This is a genomic window from Anabaena sp. FACHB-595 (genome assembly GCF_048568275.1).
Taxonomy (GTDB): domain Bacteria; phylum Cyanobacteriota; class Cyanobacteriia; order Cyanobacteriales; family Nostocaceae; genus Trichormus.
This window is the reverse complement of record NZ_CP183473.1, coordinates 6,244,845-6,263,267: the sequence shown is the minus strand read 5'-3', so window position 1 is coordinate 6,263,267 and position 18,423 is coordinate 6,244,845. Positions and strand designations below refer to the sequence as shown.

The 18,423-nt window shown below is 37.1% G+C and carries 15 protein-coding genes and 1 pseudogene; 6 read left to right on the top strand and 10 right to left on the bottom strand.

Annotated features, from left to right (window positions below):
• Positions 1-262 precede the first annotated feature (262 nt).
• Positions 263-1,348, top strand: a complete 1,086-nt coding sequence (locus tag ACN222_RS26190; RefSeq protein ID WP_010999374.1) for a RuBisCO accumulation factor 1 — start codon at positions 263-265, stop codon at positions 1,346-1,348.
• Here the strand turns inward: ACN222_RS26190 and ACN222_RS26185 are convergent.
• Together ACN222_RS26185 and ACN222_RS26180 are read right to left on the bottom strand one after the other, a co-directional pair.
• A pseudogene (locus tag ACN222_RS26185) lies at positions 1,344-1,535 on the bottom strand (2Fe-2S iron-sulfur cluster-binding protein); the annotation flags it as partial. The gene ACN222_RS26190 and the pseudogene ACN222_RS26185 overlap by 5 nt on opposite strands.
• 68 nt (positions 1,536-1,603) lie before the next feature.
• The gene (locus ACN222_RS26180; protein ID WP_096637220.1) at positions 1,604-3,763 is read right to left on the bottom strand and encodes a Tex family protein; all 2,160 of its coding nucleotides are present in this window, start codon (positions 3,761-3,763) and stop codon (positions 1,604-1,606) included.
• Positions 3,764-5,026: 1,263 nt separating this feature from the next.
• On the opposite strand from ACN222_RS26180, the gene ACN222_RS26175 reads away from it, so the two are divergent.
• From ACN222_RS26175 to ACN222_RS26160, 4 genes are all read left to right on the top strand, one after another.
• Entirely contained in the window at positions 5,027-5,710 is a 684-nt protein-coding gene (locus ACN222_RS26175; RefSeq protein WP_044522569.1) for a PEP-CTERM sorting domain-containing protein, read from the top strand.
• A gap of 632 nt (positions 5,711-6,342) precedes the next feature.
• Positions 6,343-7,182: a cyanoexosortase A gene (gene crtA, locus ACN222_RS26170; RefSeq protein WP_010999370.1), complete on the top strand. Its 840-nt coding sequence runs from the start codon at positions 6,343-6,345 to the stop codon at positions 7,180-7,182.
• A gap of 14 nt (positions 7,183-7,196) precedes the next feature.
• A complete protein-coding gene (locus ACN222_RS26165; protein ID WP_044522568.1) occupies positions 7,197-7,865 on the top strand; it encodes a cyanoexosortase A system-associated protein in 669 nt (222 codons plus the stop codon).
• A gap of 42 nt (positions 7,866-7,907) precedes the next feature.
• Positions 7,908-8,690 carry an HpsJ family protein gene (locus ACN222_RS26160; protein WP_010999368.1) on the top strand — a complete coding sequence of 261 codons (783 nt, stop codon included), beginning with the start codon at positions 7,908-7,910 and terminating at the stop codon, positions 8,688-8,690.
• 222 nt (positions 8,691-8,912) lie between these two features.
• Here the strand turns inward: ACN222_RS26160 and ACN222_RS26155 are convergent, their stop codons facing one another.
• Both ACN222_RS26155 and ACN222_RS26150 read right to left on the bottom strand, forming a co-directional pair.
• Positions 8,913-9,437 (bottom strand): YdcF family protein, encoded by a 525-nt coding sequence (locus ACN222_RS26155; RefSeq protein WP_190449672.1) that lies wholly within the window; start codon positions 9,435-9,437, stop codon positions 8,913-8,915.
• A gap of 208 nt (positions 9,438-9,645) precedes the next feature.
• Positions 9,646-10,479, bottom strand: a complete 834-nt coding sequence (locus ACN222_RS26150) for a 2OG-Fe(II) oxygenase (RefSeq protein ID WP_010999366.1) — start codon at positions 10,477-10,479, stop codon at positions 9,646-9,648.
• 99 nt (positions 10,480-10,578) lie between these two features.
• Between ACN222_RS26150 and ACN222_RS26145 the strand changes: the two genes are divergently transcribed.
• Positions 10,579-11,451, top strand: coding sequence for a class I SAM-dependent methyltransferase (locus ACN222_RS26145; protein ID WP_010999365.1), 873 nt, complete (start codon positions 10,579-10,581; stop codon positions 11,449-11,451).
• Positions 11,452-11,510: 59 nt separating this feature from the next.
• On the opposite strand, the gene ACN222_RS26140 is transcribed toward ACN222_RS26145, so the two are convergent.
• From ACN222_RS26140 to ACN222_RS26115, 6 genes are all read right to left on the bottom strand, one after another.
• The gene (locus ACN222_RS26140) at positions 11,511-12,278 is read right to left on the bottom strand and encodes a glycosyltransferase family 2 protein (RefSeq protein ID WP_010999364.1); all 768 of its coding nucleotides are present in this window, start codon (positions 12,276-12,278) and stop codon (positions 11,511-11,513) included.
• A 43-nt stretch (positions 12,279-12,321) separates the two neighbouring features.
• Positions 12,322-13,491, bottom strand: coding sequence for a glycosyltransferase (locus ACN222_RS26135; RefSeq protein WP_010999363.1), 1,170 nt, complete (start codon positions 13,489-13,491; stop codon positions 12,322-12,324).
• A gap of 101 nt (positions 13,492-13,592) precedes the next feature.
• On the bottom strand, positions 13,593-14,741 hold the full coding sequence (locus ACN222_RS26130; RefSeq protein ID WP_010999362.1) for a glycosyltransferase: 1,149 nt from the start codon (positions 14,739-14,741) through the stop codon (positions 13,593-13,595).
• 8 nt (positions 14,742-14,749) lie between these two features.
• The gene (locus tag ACN222_RS26125; RefSeq protein WP_010999361.1) at positions 14,750-16,003 is read right to left on the bottom strand and encodes a glycosyltransferase family 4 protein; all 1,254 of its coding nucleotides are present in this window, start codon (positions 16,001-16,003) and stop codon (positions 14,750-14,752) included.
• Positions 15,996-17,360 (bottom strand): hypothetical protein, encoded by a 1,365-nt coding sequence (locus tag ACN222_RS26120; protein WP_010999360.1) that lies wholly within the window; start codon positions 17,358-17,360, stop codon positions 15,996-15,998. Before ACN222_RS26120 ends, ACN222_RS26125 begins: the two co-directional genes overlap by 8 nt.
• Positions 17,357-18,403, bottom strand: coding sequence for a glycosyltransferase family 4 protein (locus ACN222_RS26115; RefSeq protein ID WP_010999359.1), 1,047 nt, complete (start codon positions 18,401-18,403; stop codon positions 17,357-17,359). The genes ACN222_RS26120 and ACN222_RS26115 overlap by 4 nt, the downstream gene beginning before the upstream one ends.
• Positions 18,404-18,423: the final 20 nt, after the last annotated feature.

The window sequence follows — 18,423 nt, the reverse complement described above, 5'->3', positions numbered from 1 at the left end:
CTTACCAAGCCTTGCGAGAATTTGCTGATATAGTTTTTTCCCTACCGTGATGAGTAATATTCATAACTCAAAAATATATTTAGCGGTAGAGTGTAGAGATAGTTAGCTGTTAAAGATTACAATAAGATTTACTGATGCAGTATAAAGTTAAGCTGATGAGCGTTTAAATTGTGTCCTATTCAAAATTTATAATCTCAGCACTGCTACCATTTATTCTCTACGAAACGCTACAAAAACATTTTGTTGAATCTTGAATTGCAATATGACTGAATTACCACCAAACGCTCCTAATCCTGAGAATGCTACCAATGAATTGGCGCAAGAATTGTTACGAAAATTAAGACAAAAACAAGGTAATTGGGTGGAATGGGGTCAGGCGATCGCCTCTCTACAAAAATCTGGTTACAATCCTCAAGATATTTTTGAAGCAACTGGATTTGAACCAGTACAACAAAATCAGGTAATTGTTGGCTCTCAAGTTTATAATTCTTTAGAAAAATCAGGCGCATCAGCAGCTACACTGGCGCACTATGCTACACGTGGAAGTGATGTTTTATATGAACTACGTTTGCTCACCCATGAAGAACGAGCGGCGGCGGGTGATTTGACGTTTACTCATAAAGTCGATGCAGATGAAGCGCGGGAAATAGCCAAAGCGATTAAAGATTTCTCTCGTTTCCGCATTTTACCAGAAGGATTCTCTAACCATCCTGGGGATGCAGTCGCCTATCAAGCTTGGAAATTAGCACGGCAATATTCAGATTTGCAAGAGCGATCGCGTCTTATTGCTAGAGGGTTACGTTTTGCTCACAGCGAAACAGCTAGGAAACAAATCGAGCAATTACTAGTAGATTTTACGGTTGTTTCCCAGCGTCCGGCTCCTATTCCGCCCTTTTTCCGCTTCGATACAGAAGATGAATTACCACGGATTGTTCCTGTAGTAGGTCAGTTACCTTTAAAAGCCGAAGAACTCAAAGCTGTTCCCTTAGTTGAGGAAATTGAGCCATTTCGCTTAGTGAAATTTTCTGGTGAACAAGCTTGGGTGGCTTTACCTGGTTGGCAAGTTTTATTAGCAGCAGAAGACCCAGTAACGATTTTAGCAACGAGCGATCGCTTTCCTAAACAGAATCAAACTGAGCCTGGGCCTGTATTAGTAGTGGTAGATCGTTCTCAACGAGAATGGAATGATTTTAGTTATTTCGTCGTAGATCACGACGGCGAATTAGATTTTCAGTGGTTTGAAACTAAACCAGAGTTTCCCATATTGGGAAAAGTGATTATTCTGGTTCGTCCTCGGAGAATTTTAGATGAAAACGTAACTAAAGACTCTTGGCAAATTGACGAGTAATGCAGGTGACAACGTAGCCGTTCTGAATTTCATCGAGACACAAAAATTTTTGCTCACTTTGATCAACGTCACGCCTAATAAGTTTGGCAACACAACCAGAACAATCTCCTTGTTTGCATCCTGATGGTAAGCGAATACCAACTTCTGCGGCTATATCCAGAATATATTGATCGTCTGGTACTGAGATAAGGCGATCGCATTAGATCGCAATATTCATAAATCGGACTTGATAAATTGTCATCTACCAAAAGTAATCTATTGCTTCACTGCTTTCATCGACAAACTAATTCGTCTTAATTTGGCGTTGACTTCCAGCACTCTCACCTTAACTACTTGTCCCACTTTGACAACTTTCTTCGGGTCATCAACAAATCTATCAGCCAGTTGGGAGATATGCACCAAACCATCTTGATGAACGCCAATATCGACGAATGCACCAAAGTTAGCAACATTGGTGACAATCCCTTCCAATTCCATTCCCTCTTGTAAGTCGGTGATTTCTGTAATCCCTTCCTTAAAGGTGGCGTACTTAAATTCGGCGCGGGGGTCTCTCCCTGGTTTTTCTAATTCGCTGAGAATGTCCCGCAGTGTCGGTTCACCAACTGTATCAGTGACATATTTCTGCAAGTTGGCTTTTTTGAGTTTTTCGGCAATTTGCGTCACCTGATTTAAAGTTACACTTAAGTCAGAGGCGATCGCTTCCACTACTGCATAACTTTCTGGATGCACTGCTGTATTATCTAAAGGGTTCTCACCGCCACGAATCCGCAGAAACCCAGCCGCCTGTTCAAAAGCTTTCGGCCCCAACTTGGGAACCTTCAGCAGTTGCCGGCGATTTTTAAATGCTCCATACTGGTTCCGGTAAGCCACAATATTATTAGCAACTGCTGGTGTAATTCCTGAAACAAAAGTTAACAGTTCTTTGGAAGCAGTATTTAAATCTACACCCACGTAGTTAACGCAACTTTCTACAGTCTCATCTAATTTCTTCTTCAACAACTTCTGATCTACATCGTGCTGGTATTGTCCCACACCAATCGATTTCGGATCAATTTTCACCAATTCCGCTAACGGGTCTTGCAAACGCCGACCAATACTAATTGCACCCCGCACCGTCACATCTAAATCAGGAAACTCTTCCAGTGCGACTTTACTAGCCGAATATATAGATGCACCAGACTCATTTACCATCACCTTGACAGGTTTACGGTCTAGTGTTTGTAATACCTGCATAACAAACTCATCTGTTTCGCGTGATGCTGTACCGTTACCGATAGCAATTAACTCAATTTTGTATTTTTCAATCAGATTTTTAAGAGTTTGCGCCGCTTTCGTCCGTTGTTCCGCAGCTTGGTGGGGAAACACTGCTTGATATTCCAAAAATTTCCCGGTTTGGTCAATGATTGCCACTTTACAGCCAGTTCTAAAACCAGGGTCAACTGCCATCGTTGGTTTCATCCCTGCTGGTGCTGATAGCAACAATTCCCGTAAATTGATTTCAAACGTCCGAATAGACTCAACATCCGCATAGGTTTTCTTCTCCGCAATGACTTCTCCAATCAGAGAATTTTTCATCAAGCGGTTGAAAGCATCTTTGAGCATCGCCTGATAAAAATCTCGAATATTCCGGACTTTTGTTTTAATCTCCTGCGATTCTAGATAAGACAGGATCAAATCTTCCTCAAAAGTCACCTCAAACTTTAATATTCCCTCACTTTCGCCCCGACACAACGCCAGCAAATTATGCGGGGCAATATTTTTTACCTTAATTTGATAGTTGCGGTACATTTCAAATTTTGTTGTACCTTCTGGATAATCATCTTTAATGCGGGAGACAAACACCCCATCTTCCAACAGATAATCTCTAATATAAGCCCGTAACTCTGCTTTCTCCGCCACTTCTTCCGCTAAAATATCAGCCGCACCCTTAAGCGCTTCATCGGCAGTAGTTACCCCCAGCGCTTCCGAAATATATTTTGCTGCTTCTTCTGGTAATGATGTAGAAATAGGGTTCTTAGTATTTAAAGATTTAATGAAGTCTGCAAGAGGTTGTAATCCCTTCTCTCTGGCGATAGTGGCACGAGTGCGGCGCTTTTGACGATAGGGTAAGTATAAATCCTCAAGTTCAGTTTTTTGTAAACAAGAGACGATTTTCTCTTTTAGTTCATCCGTCAGTTTATTCTGTTCGGTAATAGCTTTCAAAATTACCGACTTTCTTTCTTCTAATTCTGTTAAGTAAGTATACCTATCAGACAAATCACGCAACTGCACCTCATTCATCTCACCAGTGCGTTCTTTGCGATAACGGGAAATAAAAGGAATAGTCGCACCCTCCGCCAAAAGTTCCAGCGCATTTTGCACCTGAAAGGGTTTGAGTTCTAGTTCAGTTGCCAGTAGTTGAGGAATGTTCAGCATTGGGTAATTAATGTCAGATATCTATGAATAAAGGTACTATGCTAGATGCTTGTTCTAGCATTAGCGGCAAGTATTAAGTTACTTTACCAAATGATTACGTAACATTGAGAAAAATACGGTAATTTTAAGTAGAATACTGTAACTCCGCTTGCTAAAATAAGAGATTACCCGATATACAAAAATAGCTCTCACTTCGCTTTAGTAAAAGTTTACATTTATGTGGGAAGGTAAGTAAAAATGCCCATGTTTTTTTGGTTCCCCTCGTGGCTGGTTTAGCAACTGGCTACATATCCAAAAAATGCCAAGATGAAGAAGCTTATATTATTAGTACATTTACGGTGCTGAGTTTGATTGTGAGCCTAGTCCTAGCACCTTGGCAAATACAAACACTACTCCTGATTGCAGTATTTGTTAGCACCAACAGGTTTTTAAAAAGAAGTTAGGGACTTCCAGATCAAAAAATATCCAAATTGTAGGGTGTGCTACTGGCGAGAAAACCTAGCTATACCAAGAAGTTATTCATACTGACGCACCCTACCAATTAGACTCAATATGAAGTATGAATTTCAAAATATGATGCTTCTAACTGATGCACCCTATCCCTGTGCGTCGTGAGTACATCCCCATCTATAGTTAGATTCTATCAACAAGATAGACAACATACTCGGATATACCCAGACAATACATATTTTCTCTGACTATAATATAAAGATTATAAAGAACATCTGCACAGTAAAACCCAGTTTAGTTTTCGTAACTATTCTCTTCCTAATGAACGCATAACGTAGTTGATATTACCGAAAACTAAATCTTGGCAGTTTCTGCGTAGCTACAACGTTGTGAATGTTCTGGAGGCTCTGGGATGAAGAGTATGTCAAAAACAGACAATCATTGCAAATAAAGATTTCATGAAGCAAATTCAGTACATATTGTACTGGACATACTTTATGTGCGAGTGTATCTACACACCAGCTTTATTTAATAGATATCAACTAGCTTGATAGTAAAAATATTTTCTTTGTTTTACAAAAATACTTAGCCTTTATAAATTGTAGTTACTTAAATATAGGTACACCTTTTAAATAGCCTATCTATGTTGAGCTTACCTGCTTTACTGCAAGCTATGGCTATTAGAGCTAAGTGTATTCTTACAAAGATGAGATTTTTCTAATTAAGTACAGATATCTATCATAACTCTGGTAACTTTGCCACATACCAATCTTGGTCTGGTCAAAACCTATTTTCTTTAGAGGAAAAAACTTAATGGCAAATTTGAGCATACTTAAAAACGTCGCTGCTGTGGCTGTGGCTTCTGCGGTAGCGGTAATGGCTACCACAGGAAAAGCTTCAGCAGCTGTCACCTTCAACCTGGGTGGTTCTCCTACTGAGGTCGCACCGGACTTTGAATATGTCCAAGGTAGTATTTCCTTTCTAGCAACAGGAAGCGGTGCTATATCATTACCTTTCATAGGAACAAATAGAAACGTTTATCGTTCAACCGAAGGTTTGGGGGTAACAATTACTGGATCAACCCTTGAACGCAATCAAGTTGATGGGTTTGTAGCTCCCGAAACACTAAACTTCGCTTTTAACCAAACTGTAAGGCTGCTCTCGGTCGGCTTCACTAGAGTTGGTAGCGGACTTATCATAAATGATGATTTCACTTTCCTAAAAAATGGTATCGTAGTATCTACCCAGGATATTCCTGGGGGCAATTCAAATGATACTGGCACTGGTACATTCACTTTTAACCCTGTTCAAGTTGGTAACTCTTTTGGATTCAGAGCAGGTCAGCTCAATGATGACTTTTACGTCAGCAGTCTCACTGTTGAGACTGTTCCCGAACCAATCACTATGGCAGGACTCGCTCTAGGTTCTGGGTTTGGTGTACTACTCCGCAGAAAATACAAAAAGTCTGCAACTGTCTCTAACCAGTTGAGCAGTTAATTCTTCAGATGACAAGCGAAACATACAAGCTAAAGCCTTACTGCATAAGGTGAATCTAATGATTAAAAATTAGACTCCCTTCTTGTGGGCAATAGTCATAACGTAACCGCTTATTATCTACATCAAGAGTTCAGTTTCCATCGAACGGATGGTTTTTAAAGTTGTTCCCCTGACTCGCTTCATTCAATTATTCCCAAAGTTTTGTCGTAACCATTTAACACCTTCAACAAATAAGGTGTTATCAAAATATCACTCAACTTGTTCAAGATTCACCTATTTCCTTGAATAAGAAACATAAAAATGTTGTAAACCAATGATTTAAATACAATAATGATCGATACTTTTTACAGAAAGTATTAGGTAAGGGATTATACTAATTTTTAATCATTGTTAATTTTAAACTTGTGACTTGTAGTGACGCGGTATAAGTTGGGTTGTGGTGAAAACTGATGTCTATTTTCATATGAACGGAAAACACAACGCCAGTCATAAACTTATGATGGTGTGAGTAGTGTTCAGAATTCGCTCTTATAGTTTGTGAGAAATTATCATAAAGTTGTGAAAGAGGAAAAAAATTTTAAATTTACAAAAAGCGTAATTTATATCTCTAACTTAGTTCATGATATAAGACCATGCAAAATAGGATATCAACATCACTAAATAATGCTGAATTCTGGCTGTTGGGCATAGCAGCCTCATTAATAGTAATTAACTTAACACTAGTTTGGCGAAGAGATGACCCTACAAGTTTTTACATAAATTTTCTATTTTTTATTACAATATATTCTTTCCTTAAAGAAAAATACCACATCTTAAATTTACAAAGTGGAATTTTATCTAGTTTGTTAGGTATATTGTTGATTGCAGTAGTATTTACTAGTAGTTTATTTCAAGTAAATATTGGTATATTATTCTTACTTCTTCCTTTGATATCTGGCTTTGGTCTCGCGCTACTGGCTTCTGGTTACAAGGGGCTAAGGCAATACAAAAAAGAGTTTCTAGTCTTAGGTTTTCTTACCATACGTAATTTACTGGGGTTATATCAACCAGACATATCACTTCTAACTGCTAAATTATCTACAGCCATTCTTTGGTACACAGGATTTAAAGTGAAACGTTCTGGAATCATGATTCATCTGCCAACAGGAAGTATAGAAGTATATTCTGCCTGTTCTGGTATGGACGTTATCATAGATTTATTAAGCCTAGCAGTACTATTTATTTTCATGTTTGACATAAATTTGCTACAAAAGTTTATAGTACCAATAGTAGCGGCAGTAATAGCATTTGTTGTTAATGGTTTCAGAGTTTCCTTAATGGGGATTTTAGTAGCCCAAGGTAATAAACAAGCTTTTGAATATTGGCATACAGGTGATGGTTCTCTCGTATTTTCTATGATAGCTAGTCTATTTTTCTGTTGTTTTTGCTGGTTTTTATTAAGTCAAAATGAACAAGAAAATAAAACTAATTAAAAGTTTTTAAGGTGATGCACTGGAAAGAAATTCGCATTAAATTTTTAATCTTAATCTTTGGTACAGGAATATTGATTATAGGTAAATTATTTTTATTTCCTAATTTAAATAAACCGAAAATTAACGTTTCAGTTTTTCCTGAAAAAGTTCCATTAAATGAATGGCAATTCATAGTGACGAGTCACAATAATTTACCGACTACAAATGAAGATAACCAATATCAGCTATTAGAACAAAAACATTATCGATATGTTAAAAATAACTTACCCCTAGATATCAAAATACATTATCTGGAAAACTTATACTATGCAGATATTAGTGCATACATTAAAAAAAATCTTGACATACAGTCCTCTTCTGTTATGCGCCATCAAAAGGGAATAGGTTACTACGGCTTGGGTATAGACAAACAGAAAGCTTATTTAAGTACCTGTATTAATTCACGGGGAGGAAGTACCTTTACTCATGAACAATTCCGGCACAACCGCTTTTCTCAAGATATCCAATTAGAACGTATAATACCTATTCTATTAGGTAAGGAAATGCTTTTAGACAAACGTTGTCTGTGGGTGCATTTATCAATCCCAATACGGAATTCTTCACCAGAAGAAGCCTACCAAATATTAGAGAAAGCTTGGTTTTCTTGGTACCGTTGGTGGCAACCTCGATTTCCCAAACCCTAGATTTTTACCCCAGATTTTTTGTAATTACCTTTAACTAAACTTATGGCTGAAACTGAGATTCGTGAACCTAATATCCGCGAAACTGACAACCAAGAAAAAGATATCCGTGAATTTGTTGAACTAGAATTCACCAAATTAAGTAAATTAGTAGGGACTATACAGCCTCTAATAGAGATAATTAATCTTTGGCGATTACTTGGTTATGGAATGTTGGTGTTGGCCTTGCTAGACACTATTGAAATTTTTGTGCCACCAAGCGTCATGAATCCCACTTGGGAATTTCAAACGATGGGAAGATTGGTAAACCAAGTAGGTGTCCCATTGATTGCAATGTTATTCGTATTTTCGGGTAAATTAACAAAACGAGCCAAATGGGAACCACGTATATTAAGTTTCTTATCTCATTTAACCCTATTAGTGGCTTTATTATACTTGCTACTGATTCCTTTAGGAGTAGTTAATACAGTACGTTTGTATAATACCAACTTAGAGCAAATTAGGGCTGGCTATGAGCAAAGACTATCTCAAGCTAATCAGGCTGAAAAGCAGTTGAGCCAAACTTCACCAACAGAGATTGATAGTTTAATCAAGCGTCAAGGTGGCTCATTAAATGGTAGAAATCCTGAAGATGTAAAGAATCAAATTCTTTCAGAACTAACTCAAGCCAAGCAACAACTTAAAACACAGAAGGAAACAAATCAGTCGTCAGTAACTCTAAATTTATTTAAAAATTCTGTGAAATGGAATTTAGGAGCCTTAATATCTGCGGCTTTGTTTTTTACTATTTGGAAAGAAACACGCTGGGCAAGAAAAAAAGTAGTATAGCTTTTGATGGCTGCTGATATCTCCAGTTAGGTAATGAAAATTTGCAGACATACAAACTAAACCCGCTTGCGCGGGTTTAACATTTCTAGAATAGCTAAAAAACCTAAGTAGATTCCAGCACACAATTGCCTCAGTTTCATCATAGGATATCGCATACAAAAATCGTATATCAAACTTTGCACCAGCTAATCATATATGGTAGGCAAGTAATAATACTTACAATTATGCTCCTGTATAACCTGTAACAATCCAGAGAAGCGAGCGAAAAATATCTCGAAGAATGGGAAACATAGATTCTGGTTGAGTTGCCTTAGAGGGTACAGAAACGGGAGTAAAAGCAATACCTCGACTACCAAGAACCAAAATGGCGATCGCCTTAGCTCTGGGCATATGAGATTCTGAAGTGATTAGGAATAAGTGTTGTATGTGCTGTTTTTGAAAATCCCCGACTAGAGTAGTAAAGTTAGTTACAGTGTCTGTAGCCCGGTAATCAAAGTGAAGGCGACTATTAGGGATACCTGCATTCTGGAAGATTGCCCGTGCTTTGATATAACTTATACCGGAAGAAATCCAAATTTTTAAATCTGGATAAAATTGGGCAAATAGGGCAGTGAACTTTTCTCGATTTTCGTCACCGCCAAGTGTTAGGATAGCTTGTGGAGTGGGAGTTTGATAGTAGGCGATCGCTAGTTTTGTGGGAACACTCATTAGCATTACAGCAAATAACGCTGTTAAAGCTAAAATCATATTTTTCTTGCTTTTACGAAGACAATAATATTTCACTTTTTTATATTGCTTCATATGTACTATTATCTACTTTTCAAAGAGACTTATTGTTCAGTCCATGAACAATAAATTTTCGCCCATCCGCTCGGTTTTAATCCTATTTAACTTGAGTTTAAACTTAAGAATCACATTTACGAAATAGCCAAAATTTTAAAACAAAATTTTAAAATTATTTTTTATAAAATGAGGAATTTCTAATTCCATGTTTGATAATTTTACGAATTCCATTGCGTAAGGCTGCATCTCCTTGTAATAAAATATCTCTCAACTTTTGTTCTGGTCGTCCTCTAAAAGAAGTAACGTGAAAATAATCATGTTCTTCAGCAGGCTTGGGCGAGAAATAATAGTTAGAAACGCAGCAACGCCGACCTTGATAATCAACTTTACTAACCGAGTGCCAGGATTTTTTGTTAGTGATCATAATCACCAACCGATTAAATTTACTGTGAATAGTTTTATTGCTTTGCTTTAAGCCATTATTCCATAATTCCAGATTTCCACCATATTCTTCTTTCCAATCAGGCGTAACATAATACAATAAATTCATTACACGATAGTTTTTTCTGTCTTTATCATGTGAATTATCAAGATGCGGATTGAGAAAGCAGCCATAATCCATTAAGCTAATTCCTCCAGCATAAAGGTATTCATCTGGCAATAACTGCTCAAATCCAGTGATCTTAGATATAATTTCTACTACTTGGGAATCTTGAAAAGCATAGATAATTTCTTCAAGTATTGGATGGAAATTATTCATTTGCATTCCCACATACTTATATTCTCGTAAGTCTTTCAACAGTAATAACTTTTCTTTTGGTGGAAATGCTTCATATATTTCTTTGGCATCCTTTTCATCTAACAAATCATCTATATAACAACTATGTAATGAGTTGTTATTGAAAAGTTCTCTTCTCAGATCATCTTGATTTTGATCTAATTTGTTATAAATTTGTTGTGCGTAGTCGTGCCTTGTTTTATTAACTCTTGATAAGTTATTTGACATTATTCTTATTCCGTTATAAAATCCTTACGTTTGTTACAAAAATGTTGCGTTTGCCCCGGTAAAGATTTTGTAGATACTAACCATATTTTTAATATTCAAATGGTTTTGAAAAAATATTTAGTTTCAGAAAATTGTTTTGATACAAGTGACCAAGGTATTTTGGTTTGTAAAAAATTAAATTTGACCCCAGCTATTCAAGCAAACAGTTATTACTTTGGTCATCCAGAATGGGGAAAAAGTTATTTCGCAGCCTGTCATAGAGATGAAAAATTTATAGACTTGTGGCGAGCAGTCATTGGTAGTTGGCATGACAAAATTGTTGTAGATATTGGTTGTGGCCCTGGTAATGTATATGCGTCATTAAAAGAAATTTGTGGTGAACCTCAGCTATTAATTGGCGTAGATGTATCCTATGAAGCACTAAAAATGTCTCAGCACCTTGGTTACACCCCTATATTAGCAGATGCCCAAAATCTGCCATTGATTTCAGGTTTTGCAGACATTGTTATAGCTAATGCCTGTTTACATCATTGTGATGATATGGAGAAAACATTGAGAGAAGCCGCTAGGCTAGTTCGTCCTGGCGGATTTTTGATTACTGATCACGACCCCCAACTTACTGCATATCAATTTCGAGGTTTAGGTTTTATGCTTTGGAATGTGCGTCTATCTCTGTATCGACAAATAAAAAGGGGTGGACACTCTACAAAGGAAGAACAGCTTTGGGGTTTAGCAACGGAGGTTCATCATAAACCAGGTGATGGGGTAACGCCAGAACTATACTATAAAGTACTAAAACCATTAGGGTTTAAAGTTAAACTTTATCCTCACAATCATACAGTAGGAGCAGAGGTACTAAAGGGTAATTATGGGCAATCCAGTTGGAAGTGTCGTCTGGCCCAGATATTGTCGGGAATCAATCCTGAGTTACCAGAGGCAGCATTGTCTTTAATGTGTGTTGCCCAGCTTTAAACTTTTCAAAAGTAAGCGTAAGTTAATAATATATTTAACTTTTAAATTTTTCAATATATTTAACTTTTAAATTTTTCAGCTTCTATGAGTCGAATGCTCAAGAGTATTTCTGCTAGAAGGCGTTGAAAAGCATAATACCAACCATGCCAACCGTCCAGAACTCCGCCCTTGAGAATCAGACAATAAAATAAGATAACGAATGGGGCGAGCACTTTTTGTTTACGGATGCGATCGCCTAAACTAAGTTCAGTTGCAGGAGTTTCTTGCAATTTCTTTACTTCTAACAATGTATAGCGATCCTGCGCCCACAGCCAACGACTCAAGGGTTTGCGATCGTCATGATGAATATAGGCAGACAAGTTTGCAGAATTACCTTTCAGTTGCAGAAGTTGTGTGTGTCCATCATCAACATAAGTAGCATTAGTTTTACGAAAAAGAACCTGACGGGGTGGAAGTATAGTACTAAGCATCGGTTTACCAAACACACAATACTTAAATTTGGCGAAATAACCATCAATCTGTCCATCAACTAGCAAAGCAGAAATTTCTGAAATTAACTCATTAGTGAGTACATAGTCCGCATCTAGAGAAAGTACCCACGGTGATTCAACTTGCTCTAAGCCATAATTCCACTGTCTAGTATGGGTATCAAATTCTCTTTGCAATAGATGAACCTGTGGATAGGAATGGAGAATTTCTAAAGTTTTATCAGTACTATAGCTATCAATAACTATGATTTTGATCGCCCAACTGAGTTGCTGTAGAGTACGCTCAATATTTGGTGCTTCATTATAAGTAAGAATTACAGGAGTGATGTATTTTAACATAAAATAGTCAATATTTCAGGAGCAAGTCAATAGTTATAGGTTTTCATGGAAGAATATTTTTATAAACTTCTTGCAATTGTCCAGCAACTTTATCCCATGTGTATTTCTCACATATTAGTTGACGAGCGCGATCGCCCATTTCTTTTGCTTTCTGGGGATAATCTAGAGCCTGTTGTATGGAAGCAGCGATATAATTAACATCCAACTCGGTAACATAACCAAGATTTTGCTGTGTTACCAAATTAGCTAAAGCAACACCAGGCGTAACTAAAACAGGAACACCAGCAGATAAAGCTTCTAATACGGCTACTCCAAAGTTTTCCGAGTGAGAAGTGAGGGCAAATAAGTCTGCTCCTTGTAGTAATATATCTTTAATTTCTCCTTTAACAAATCCTGTAAAACAAGTGCGGTTTTGAATGCTATGAGATACTAGAAGTGATTTAACTTCAGTCTCGTAGTCTGGAGAACCACTACCTGCTAATACAAAAGTAAAGCGATAATTAGATATTTTTTCTAAAGCTGGAATCAGATAATCTAGACCTTTTTTAGGATGTAGACGAGATAAAAATAAAATTATTGGTTCGTCTTCTGGTAAATTAAAGTGTTGTCGCAAACGCTGACGAGCATCAGGAATAATATTTGTAATAGAAAGACCATGAGGCAGGATAAAGCTTGGGGAAGTAAGGTTTAATAAAGAAGTTTCTTGCTGTTCTTGCTCGGATGTGAAATGAATATATTTACTATTGTTAAGATTAGATTTTTCTATTAGTTGCAGATAGATTTGCTTTTTAATGGCGCTTTGCTGTAATGACCATTCACAGAGTTGTCCCAAAGGGCGAACGATGTAAGGAATTTTTCTCAGCCGAGCGATCGCCATTGCTGCTGTAGAAGCATAAGAAAAGATAGCGTGGATATGCAATAGGTCATAGTTATGAATATTCTTCCACAACCAAATAGTTAACTCTTTAGAAAAGGCAAACTCTCTCAGTGAGTTGATAGCAGGAGAAAAACGAGGAAAGAACCATACTGGAACTTCTTGATAGTGGGTGTATTGACCCAAAGGAACGTTCAAAAGTTCTTTACCATTATCGTTAGTTGTGGCGATTTCAGCCTCAATATTTGCATCTCTTAAGGCTTTTACCATCTCTAGAACTGCCTGACTCGGCCCACCTCTAATTGGCGCAATAGAGGGAATCACATGGAGGACATTCATATTGTAAGTATTTACTATGCGTATGTTAGTAATAACTAATTAAGATAAAGATATCAGCTTATTGATGTCTGATAAATATTTGATAAAATTTATCGTACGGACTATTTGATTGATTGCAGTCGTTTATCCAAATATTTAGCTAGCGTAGCCTGAAAACGCTCAAAACCAAAATAATCGATTACTTTTTGACGCAGGGCATCTGGTTGATACATTAATTGATTAGGATATATACCCTGTAAAATTTGAATTAGAGTTAGAGCAATTTCCTCTACATTATCAGGGTCAACGAGTGCGCCTAATTCACCATGACAAAGGGCATCATTAGCTCCATCCTGGTTGCCTCCTAACACGGGTTTACCACAAGCTAACGCTTCTAAATAGACAATACCAAACCCTTCCCTTTTACTAGGCATTGCAAATACATCACAAAGATTGTAATAATCGCAAAGTTGCTCATCAGGAACAAATCCAGCTAAAGTAACACAATTTTGTAGCCCTTGTTGTACAATCATACTCTCAATTCTATGTTTATCATTTCCCTTGCCAACAATGACATAGTGAACATTAGGGATTAATTGACGTATATGCGGTAATGCTTGCAGAATTTGATCATATCCTTTGTAGCGTTGAGCTTCAGCTAGTCTGGCCACAGTTAAGATAATTTGTTGTTCTGGCTTTAGTTGATATTTTCTCAGTAAATAGTTAGGTTTTGGTGCTGGTTTAAAGCGACTAGATGCAAATGTATTAGGTAAGATAGAAACTTTATCAGGATTGAGACGATGTTTTTCAATTATGCGATCGCGTGTATAGTGACTGACTGCTAAAATTTGGTCGGCATGATGTAGAGATTTTTTCACTTCAGCGTTTTTTAAATCCCAAGCTTCTACTCCATGAGCGATAGTCCAGTATGGTATTCCTGCAAAGCGATTGAGCTTGTTGGCAATCACAGTGAAGTTAAGGTGACTAGCAATCACTAAATTAGGACGTTGAGTGACTCCCCATGCCATTAACTGGGTAGCAAATAAAGGCGTTCTTAGTACTAATGGCACAATCCCAGCACAATGGAACTGGGTAATGTTTTTGTTAGTAAAATTAGCTGATGATCTGCGATCGTGCATAAGAAACACTCCGTAGTTAGCATCAGGATAAATATTTTGTATGGCTTGTAGTAAAAATGCAGAATAGGTTTGGATTCCACCTTTAAATTCAAAGATATTGGGAAACCAAAGATGAAATTTAGTTTTGGGCATATTAAAACTTACGCTGTCAGTAGCGATAGCACTTTGTTTGCTAAACGTTGTCGATATAAACCCCAGTTTAATTCTTCAGCTTTGCGTCGGGCGGCTCTTCCCATGTCTGCTAATTCTTTGGGATGTGAATAACACCATTGCAGTTTTTCTTTGAGTGCTTCTACATCTCGAATGGGAATAATGAACCCATCTACTCCATCAGTAATAATATCAGGGCCTGCTGTATTATAAGTTGTAATTACAGGAATTCCACAAGACATGGCTTCTAATAGAACTAGTCCAAACCCTTCAATTAAAGAAGGAAATACTAAAACGCTAGCACTGCCGTAATACTGGTTCAGAAGTAAATGGGGAACTGACGGAACATGACGGCAAATATATTTATACTGTTCTAACCAACCGGGAGGAAAAAGATTTTGTCCCACTATGACTAATTCGGCATCCTGTAGTTTTAAGTTTTGCCAAGCTTGTAGCAAGTAATGAACACCTTTACGAGGAGAAACGCGACCTACAAATAAAGCGCGGAAGCAATCATCCGTCTTTGCTTGAGGCTGAAAATACTCTACTGGAGCACCGTAGGGAATGACACTAATTTTTTCAGCTTTGACACCAATATCTAGCAATGATTGTTTTGTTACAGAAGAAGCTACAAAAATATGATCTGCCAGTTGAATTTCCTGCTCCTTACGGTGAAGCTTCCAGATAGGTTCACGAATAGTCTGAATTACTGGAGCTAACTCTGGGAAGAGTTCAGCTTCTTGACGCATGATATTACCAGTCATCCTATAATAGGGAATAGGCAAGTCATATAAACAAATAATTCCTTTTTCTTTAGCCTTCTTAAATGTAGTTGCAGCCATATCCTCATAGCTGTATATGGCATTTATCCCTTGAAGATGGTACTTAGCGACTTTATCATCTAAAAATATATCGACCCAGCTAACTAAATCTACATCTCTAAAAAATAGAGTTTTTACTAGTTTATTTCGGGATAAAAGTATTCGTATTATTTCTCGCCAGGGATAAGTTTTAATTCTTAATCTATTATCAGAAATCCAACTTCTTCTACTTAATTCAACAGTAATTAAAGACCTTAATTTTTTAGGCAACCAATTCAAATAACACCATACACTTGTTTTTGGATTGTAAACAAAAGTACTAATTACCTCTTTTAATAAATTGGTCTCTGCTAATGCCAAAGAAGCTTGTTGAGCATTGCTAGGGTTAATTTGATGTACCAAAGAAACGCTAGGTTCAGACATAGTGTTGTTGTACCTGATGTCTATATGATAAAGACTGCCTGTATTCCAACTCTGGAAGTAGGAATATAAATCCACTGAAAAACCAATAGTAAATTCCTAACGTGTTGTTAAAGACTAACTGATTGGTTAAATTAATAGCGTGTAACAAGAAAGCAGCAAGAGCCAAGTTACGTAGGAAGGGAGTCTTCAACTTTAAAAATACTCCTAATAGAGAAAAAATCAAAATTAAACGTAGTCCGTACCAAATGATAAATCCAATTGGCCCTATTTCAAGAACTATTCGTCCCATTTCTCCTTCAGATGGTGGAGGAGATTCACCAAGAGGTAGCTTTAAAGTTTTACGTAAAGTAGAGATAGCCTGATGAGTTGCTCCAATGCCATAACTATCAAATCCTTTGTGTTGCATCGCTTGCTGAGGAGCTGTAAAAGAAGAGAAGACACGATCAACAAATGTTGATGAATCAGAAGCAGTTGTTGCACGCTTGGAAAACGCTTGTATTGCTTTGTCGAAAAATAGAGGTACTACCGTTGATATCAAAAGTATAGGGACAACAAACTGTTTAGTAGCATTAAAAGCTTTAGAAGGTTTTGTCAACCAAAGGAGGCAGAAGTATCCCAATGTAAACAGTATTTCAAATAAAAGCAAACCCCGCGCACCTGTCATAAAAGAAGTACCAACAATTAATAAGATTTCTACCAATGTCAAAAAACTCCAAATTTTTTTGTGTGGTAGGGACATAAGCGGAATCAGTATAGTCCAACAAATAGATAGATAAGTAGAATAGCCAGCAATATAGGGAAATGTACCTGTTACTCTGGGGTTTCCATCAACAACAGCGTTAGCTTCGACACCACCACCGTATACATTTATAGGGCTACTGGCAGGACTGTAGAATTGTGCGATAGCTAAAATAGAAACTGGAATTAGTAATAGTAAATAAGCGCGTAAAAATTTATATAATTCTTCCTCTGAATCAAAGAGACTAGGTAGCATCCACATCAAAGGAACATAAAACAAGTAGGCTTTTAAACCAAAGATTCCAACTATAAGTGAGCCTAAGTTAGGGTTTACGACTTGGAATATACACCAGCCTAATGACATTAATAAAGCAATATTGAAAAAAGTTAGTTTCAAAGGATATTTTGGTTCAGGACTTAGATAATACCTCAGATATGCTCCCAGAAGGATTAAATCTTTAAGAAAGTAAATCATGTCACTTGCTTGAGGTAGCACCCATTTCCGTAAAACTCCTTCTAAAACTACAACGAACAATACAGTTTTAACAGCACGCCGCCAGTTTAGAAAGGATAAACTAACAATAGCCACTACTCCTACTAAAGCGACAAGTAAAATCATTTAACTGCTGCCTCCAGGACTTTCATATATTCCTTGGCAATCGCTTTACTTGTATGACGGGCTAAATGTAATTCGGCATTGTCTCTATAGAATTTCATTTGTTCAGGATGAGTCAGTAAATTAAACAAGATATTTGTCAATTGCTCTACATTGCCGTTAGGAAATGTCAAACCACAGGAACCGATGGCATCTTTTAAGCCTCCGCCTTCTGAACCAACAACAACACAACCGCAAGCAATACCTTCTAGTGCTACCACGCCAAAAGGTTCATCATAAAGAGAAGGAATAACCATAATCTGGTGTTCATTTAGAAGACTGACTAATTCTTCTCCTACTTTAGATCCAACAAAAACAACTCGTTGATGAATGCCCAATTTTTTAGATTTTAGTTCTAGTTTCGCTTTCTCTGGCCCATCTCCAACTATAGTTAGCAGTGGACTTAATCTATACTCTGCCAGGCTTGCTAAAGATTCCAGTAATATATCTACTCCTTTTTCTGAAACCAATCGTCCAAGAAAAACAATTTCTTTATTTCTGTTAGCTTCGGGAATTATACGGAATAAATAGTCACGATATGGATTTGGTATAACAAAGGAAGGACAATTTAAATGCTCTGCGATGGCTTCACTAATGGCAATTGATACAGCGAACTGATTTATCCAACGCTTGATTTTGACAATCCAATCATTAGGATTACCACCAATTCTATTGACACTACCATCAATACGTCTTATCCACACTTGATGGCGGATGACCCAAGGTTTGTTGAAAATTAATAATGGCCAAGCTGCCCTCACACTGATGCCATTATGAAAATAAACATCACACCATTTGACAAGCTTTACTAATTTCATCCAATGAGGATTGCGGATTACTTCGAAAGGAAATGGTAAGCCATTGGCATCAAGATTATTTCCAATCGTCTGGGTAACTACTATTACTTTATGTCCCATTTGGCTAAATTGACGGGCTAATATCTCAGCATTAGTTTCACTACCACCTAAGCTTGGATAAAAGAACATAGATAATAATAGGATATTCACGATATTTTTTCGTATTTGCT

Coding starts and splice junctions, on each gene's coding strand:
- ACN222_RS26180 (WP_096637220.1), bottom strand. CDS start 3,763: ATGCTGAACATTCCTCAACTACTGGCAACTGAACTAGAACTCAAACCC.
- ACN222_RS26145 (WP_010999365.1), top strand. CDS start 10,579: ATGGTTTTGAAAAAATATTTAGTTTCAGAAAATTGTTTTGATACAAGT.
- ACN222_RS26130 (WP_010999362.1), bottom strand. CDS start 14,741: ATGCCCAAAACTAAATTTCATCTTTGGTTTCCCAATATCTTTGAATTT.
- ACN222_RS26125 (WP_010999361.1), bottom strand. CDS start 16,003: ATGTCTGAACCTAGCGTTTCTTTGGTACATCAAATTAACCCTAGCAAT.
- ACN222_RS26160 (WP_010999368.1), top strand. CDS start 7,908: ATGGCTGAAACTGAGATTCGTGAACCTAATATCCGCGAAACTGACAAC.
- ACN222_RS26140 (WP_010999364.1), bottom strand. CDS start 12,278: ATGTTAAAATACATCACTCCTGTAATTCTTACTTATAATGAAGCACCA.
- ACN222_RS26175 (WP_044522569.1), top strand. CDS start 5,027: ATGGCAAATTTGAGCATACTTAAAAACGTCGCTGCTGTGGCTGTGGCT.
- ACN222_RS26165 (WP_044522568.1), top strand. CDS start 7,197: ATGCACTGGAAAGAAATTCGCATTAAATTTTTAATCTTAATCTTTGGT.
- crtA (WP_010999370.1), top strand. CDS start 6,343: ATGCAAAATAGGATATCAACATCACTAAATAATGCTGAATTCTGGCTG.
- ACN222_RS26135 (WP_010999363.1), bottom strand. CDS start 13,491: ATGAATGTCCTCCATGTGATTCCCTCTATTGCGCCAATTAGAGGTGGG.
- ACN222_RS26120 (WP_010999360.1), bottom strand. CDS start 17,360: ATGATTTTACTTGTCGCTTTAGTAGGAGTAGTGGCTATTGTTAGTTTA.
- ACN222_RS26155 (WP_190449672.1), bottom strand. CDS start 9,437: ATGATTTTAGCTTTAACAGCGTTATTTGCTGTAATGCTAATGAGTGTT.
- ACN222_RS26190 (WP_010999374.1), top strand. CDS start 263: ATGACTGAATTACCACCAAACGCTCCTAATCCTGAGAATGCTACCAAT.
- ACN222_RS26150 (WP_010999366.1), bottom strand. CDS start 10,479: ATGTCAAATAACTTATCAAGAGTTAATAAAACAAGGCACGACTACGCA.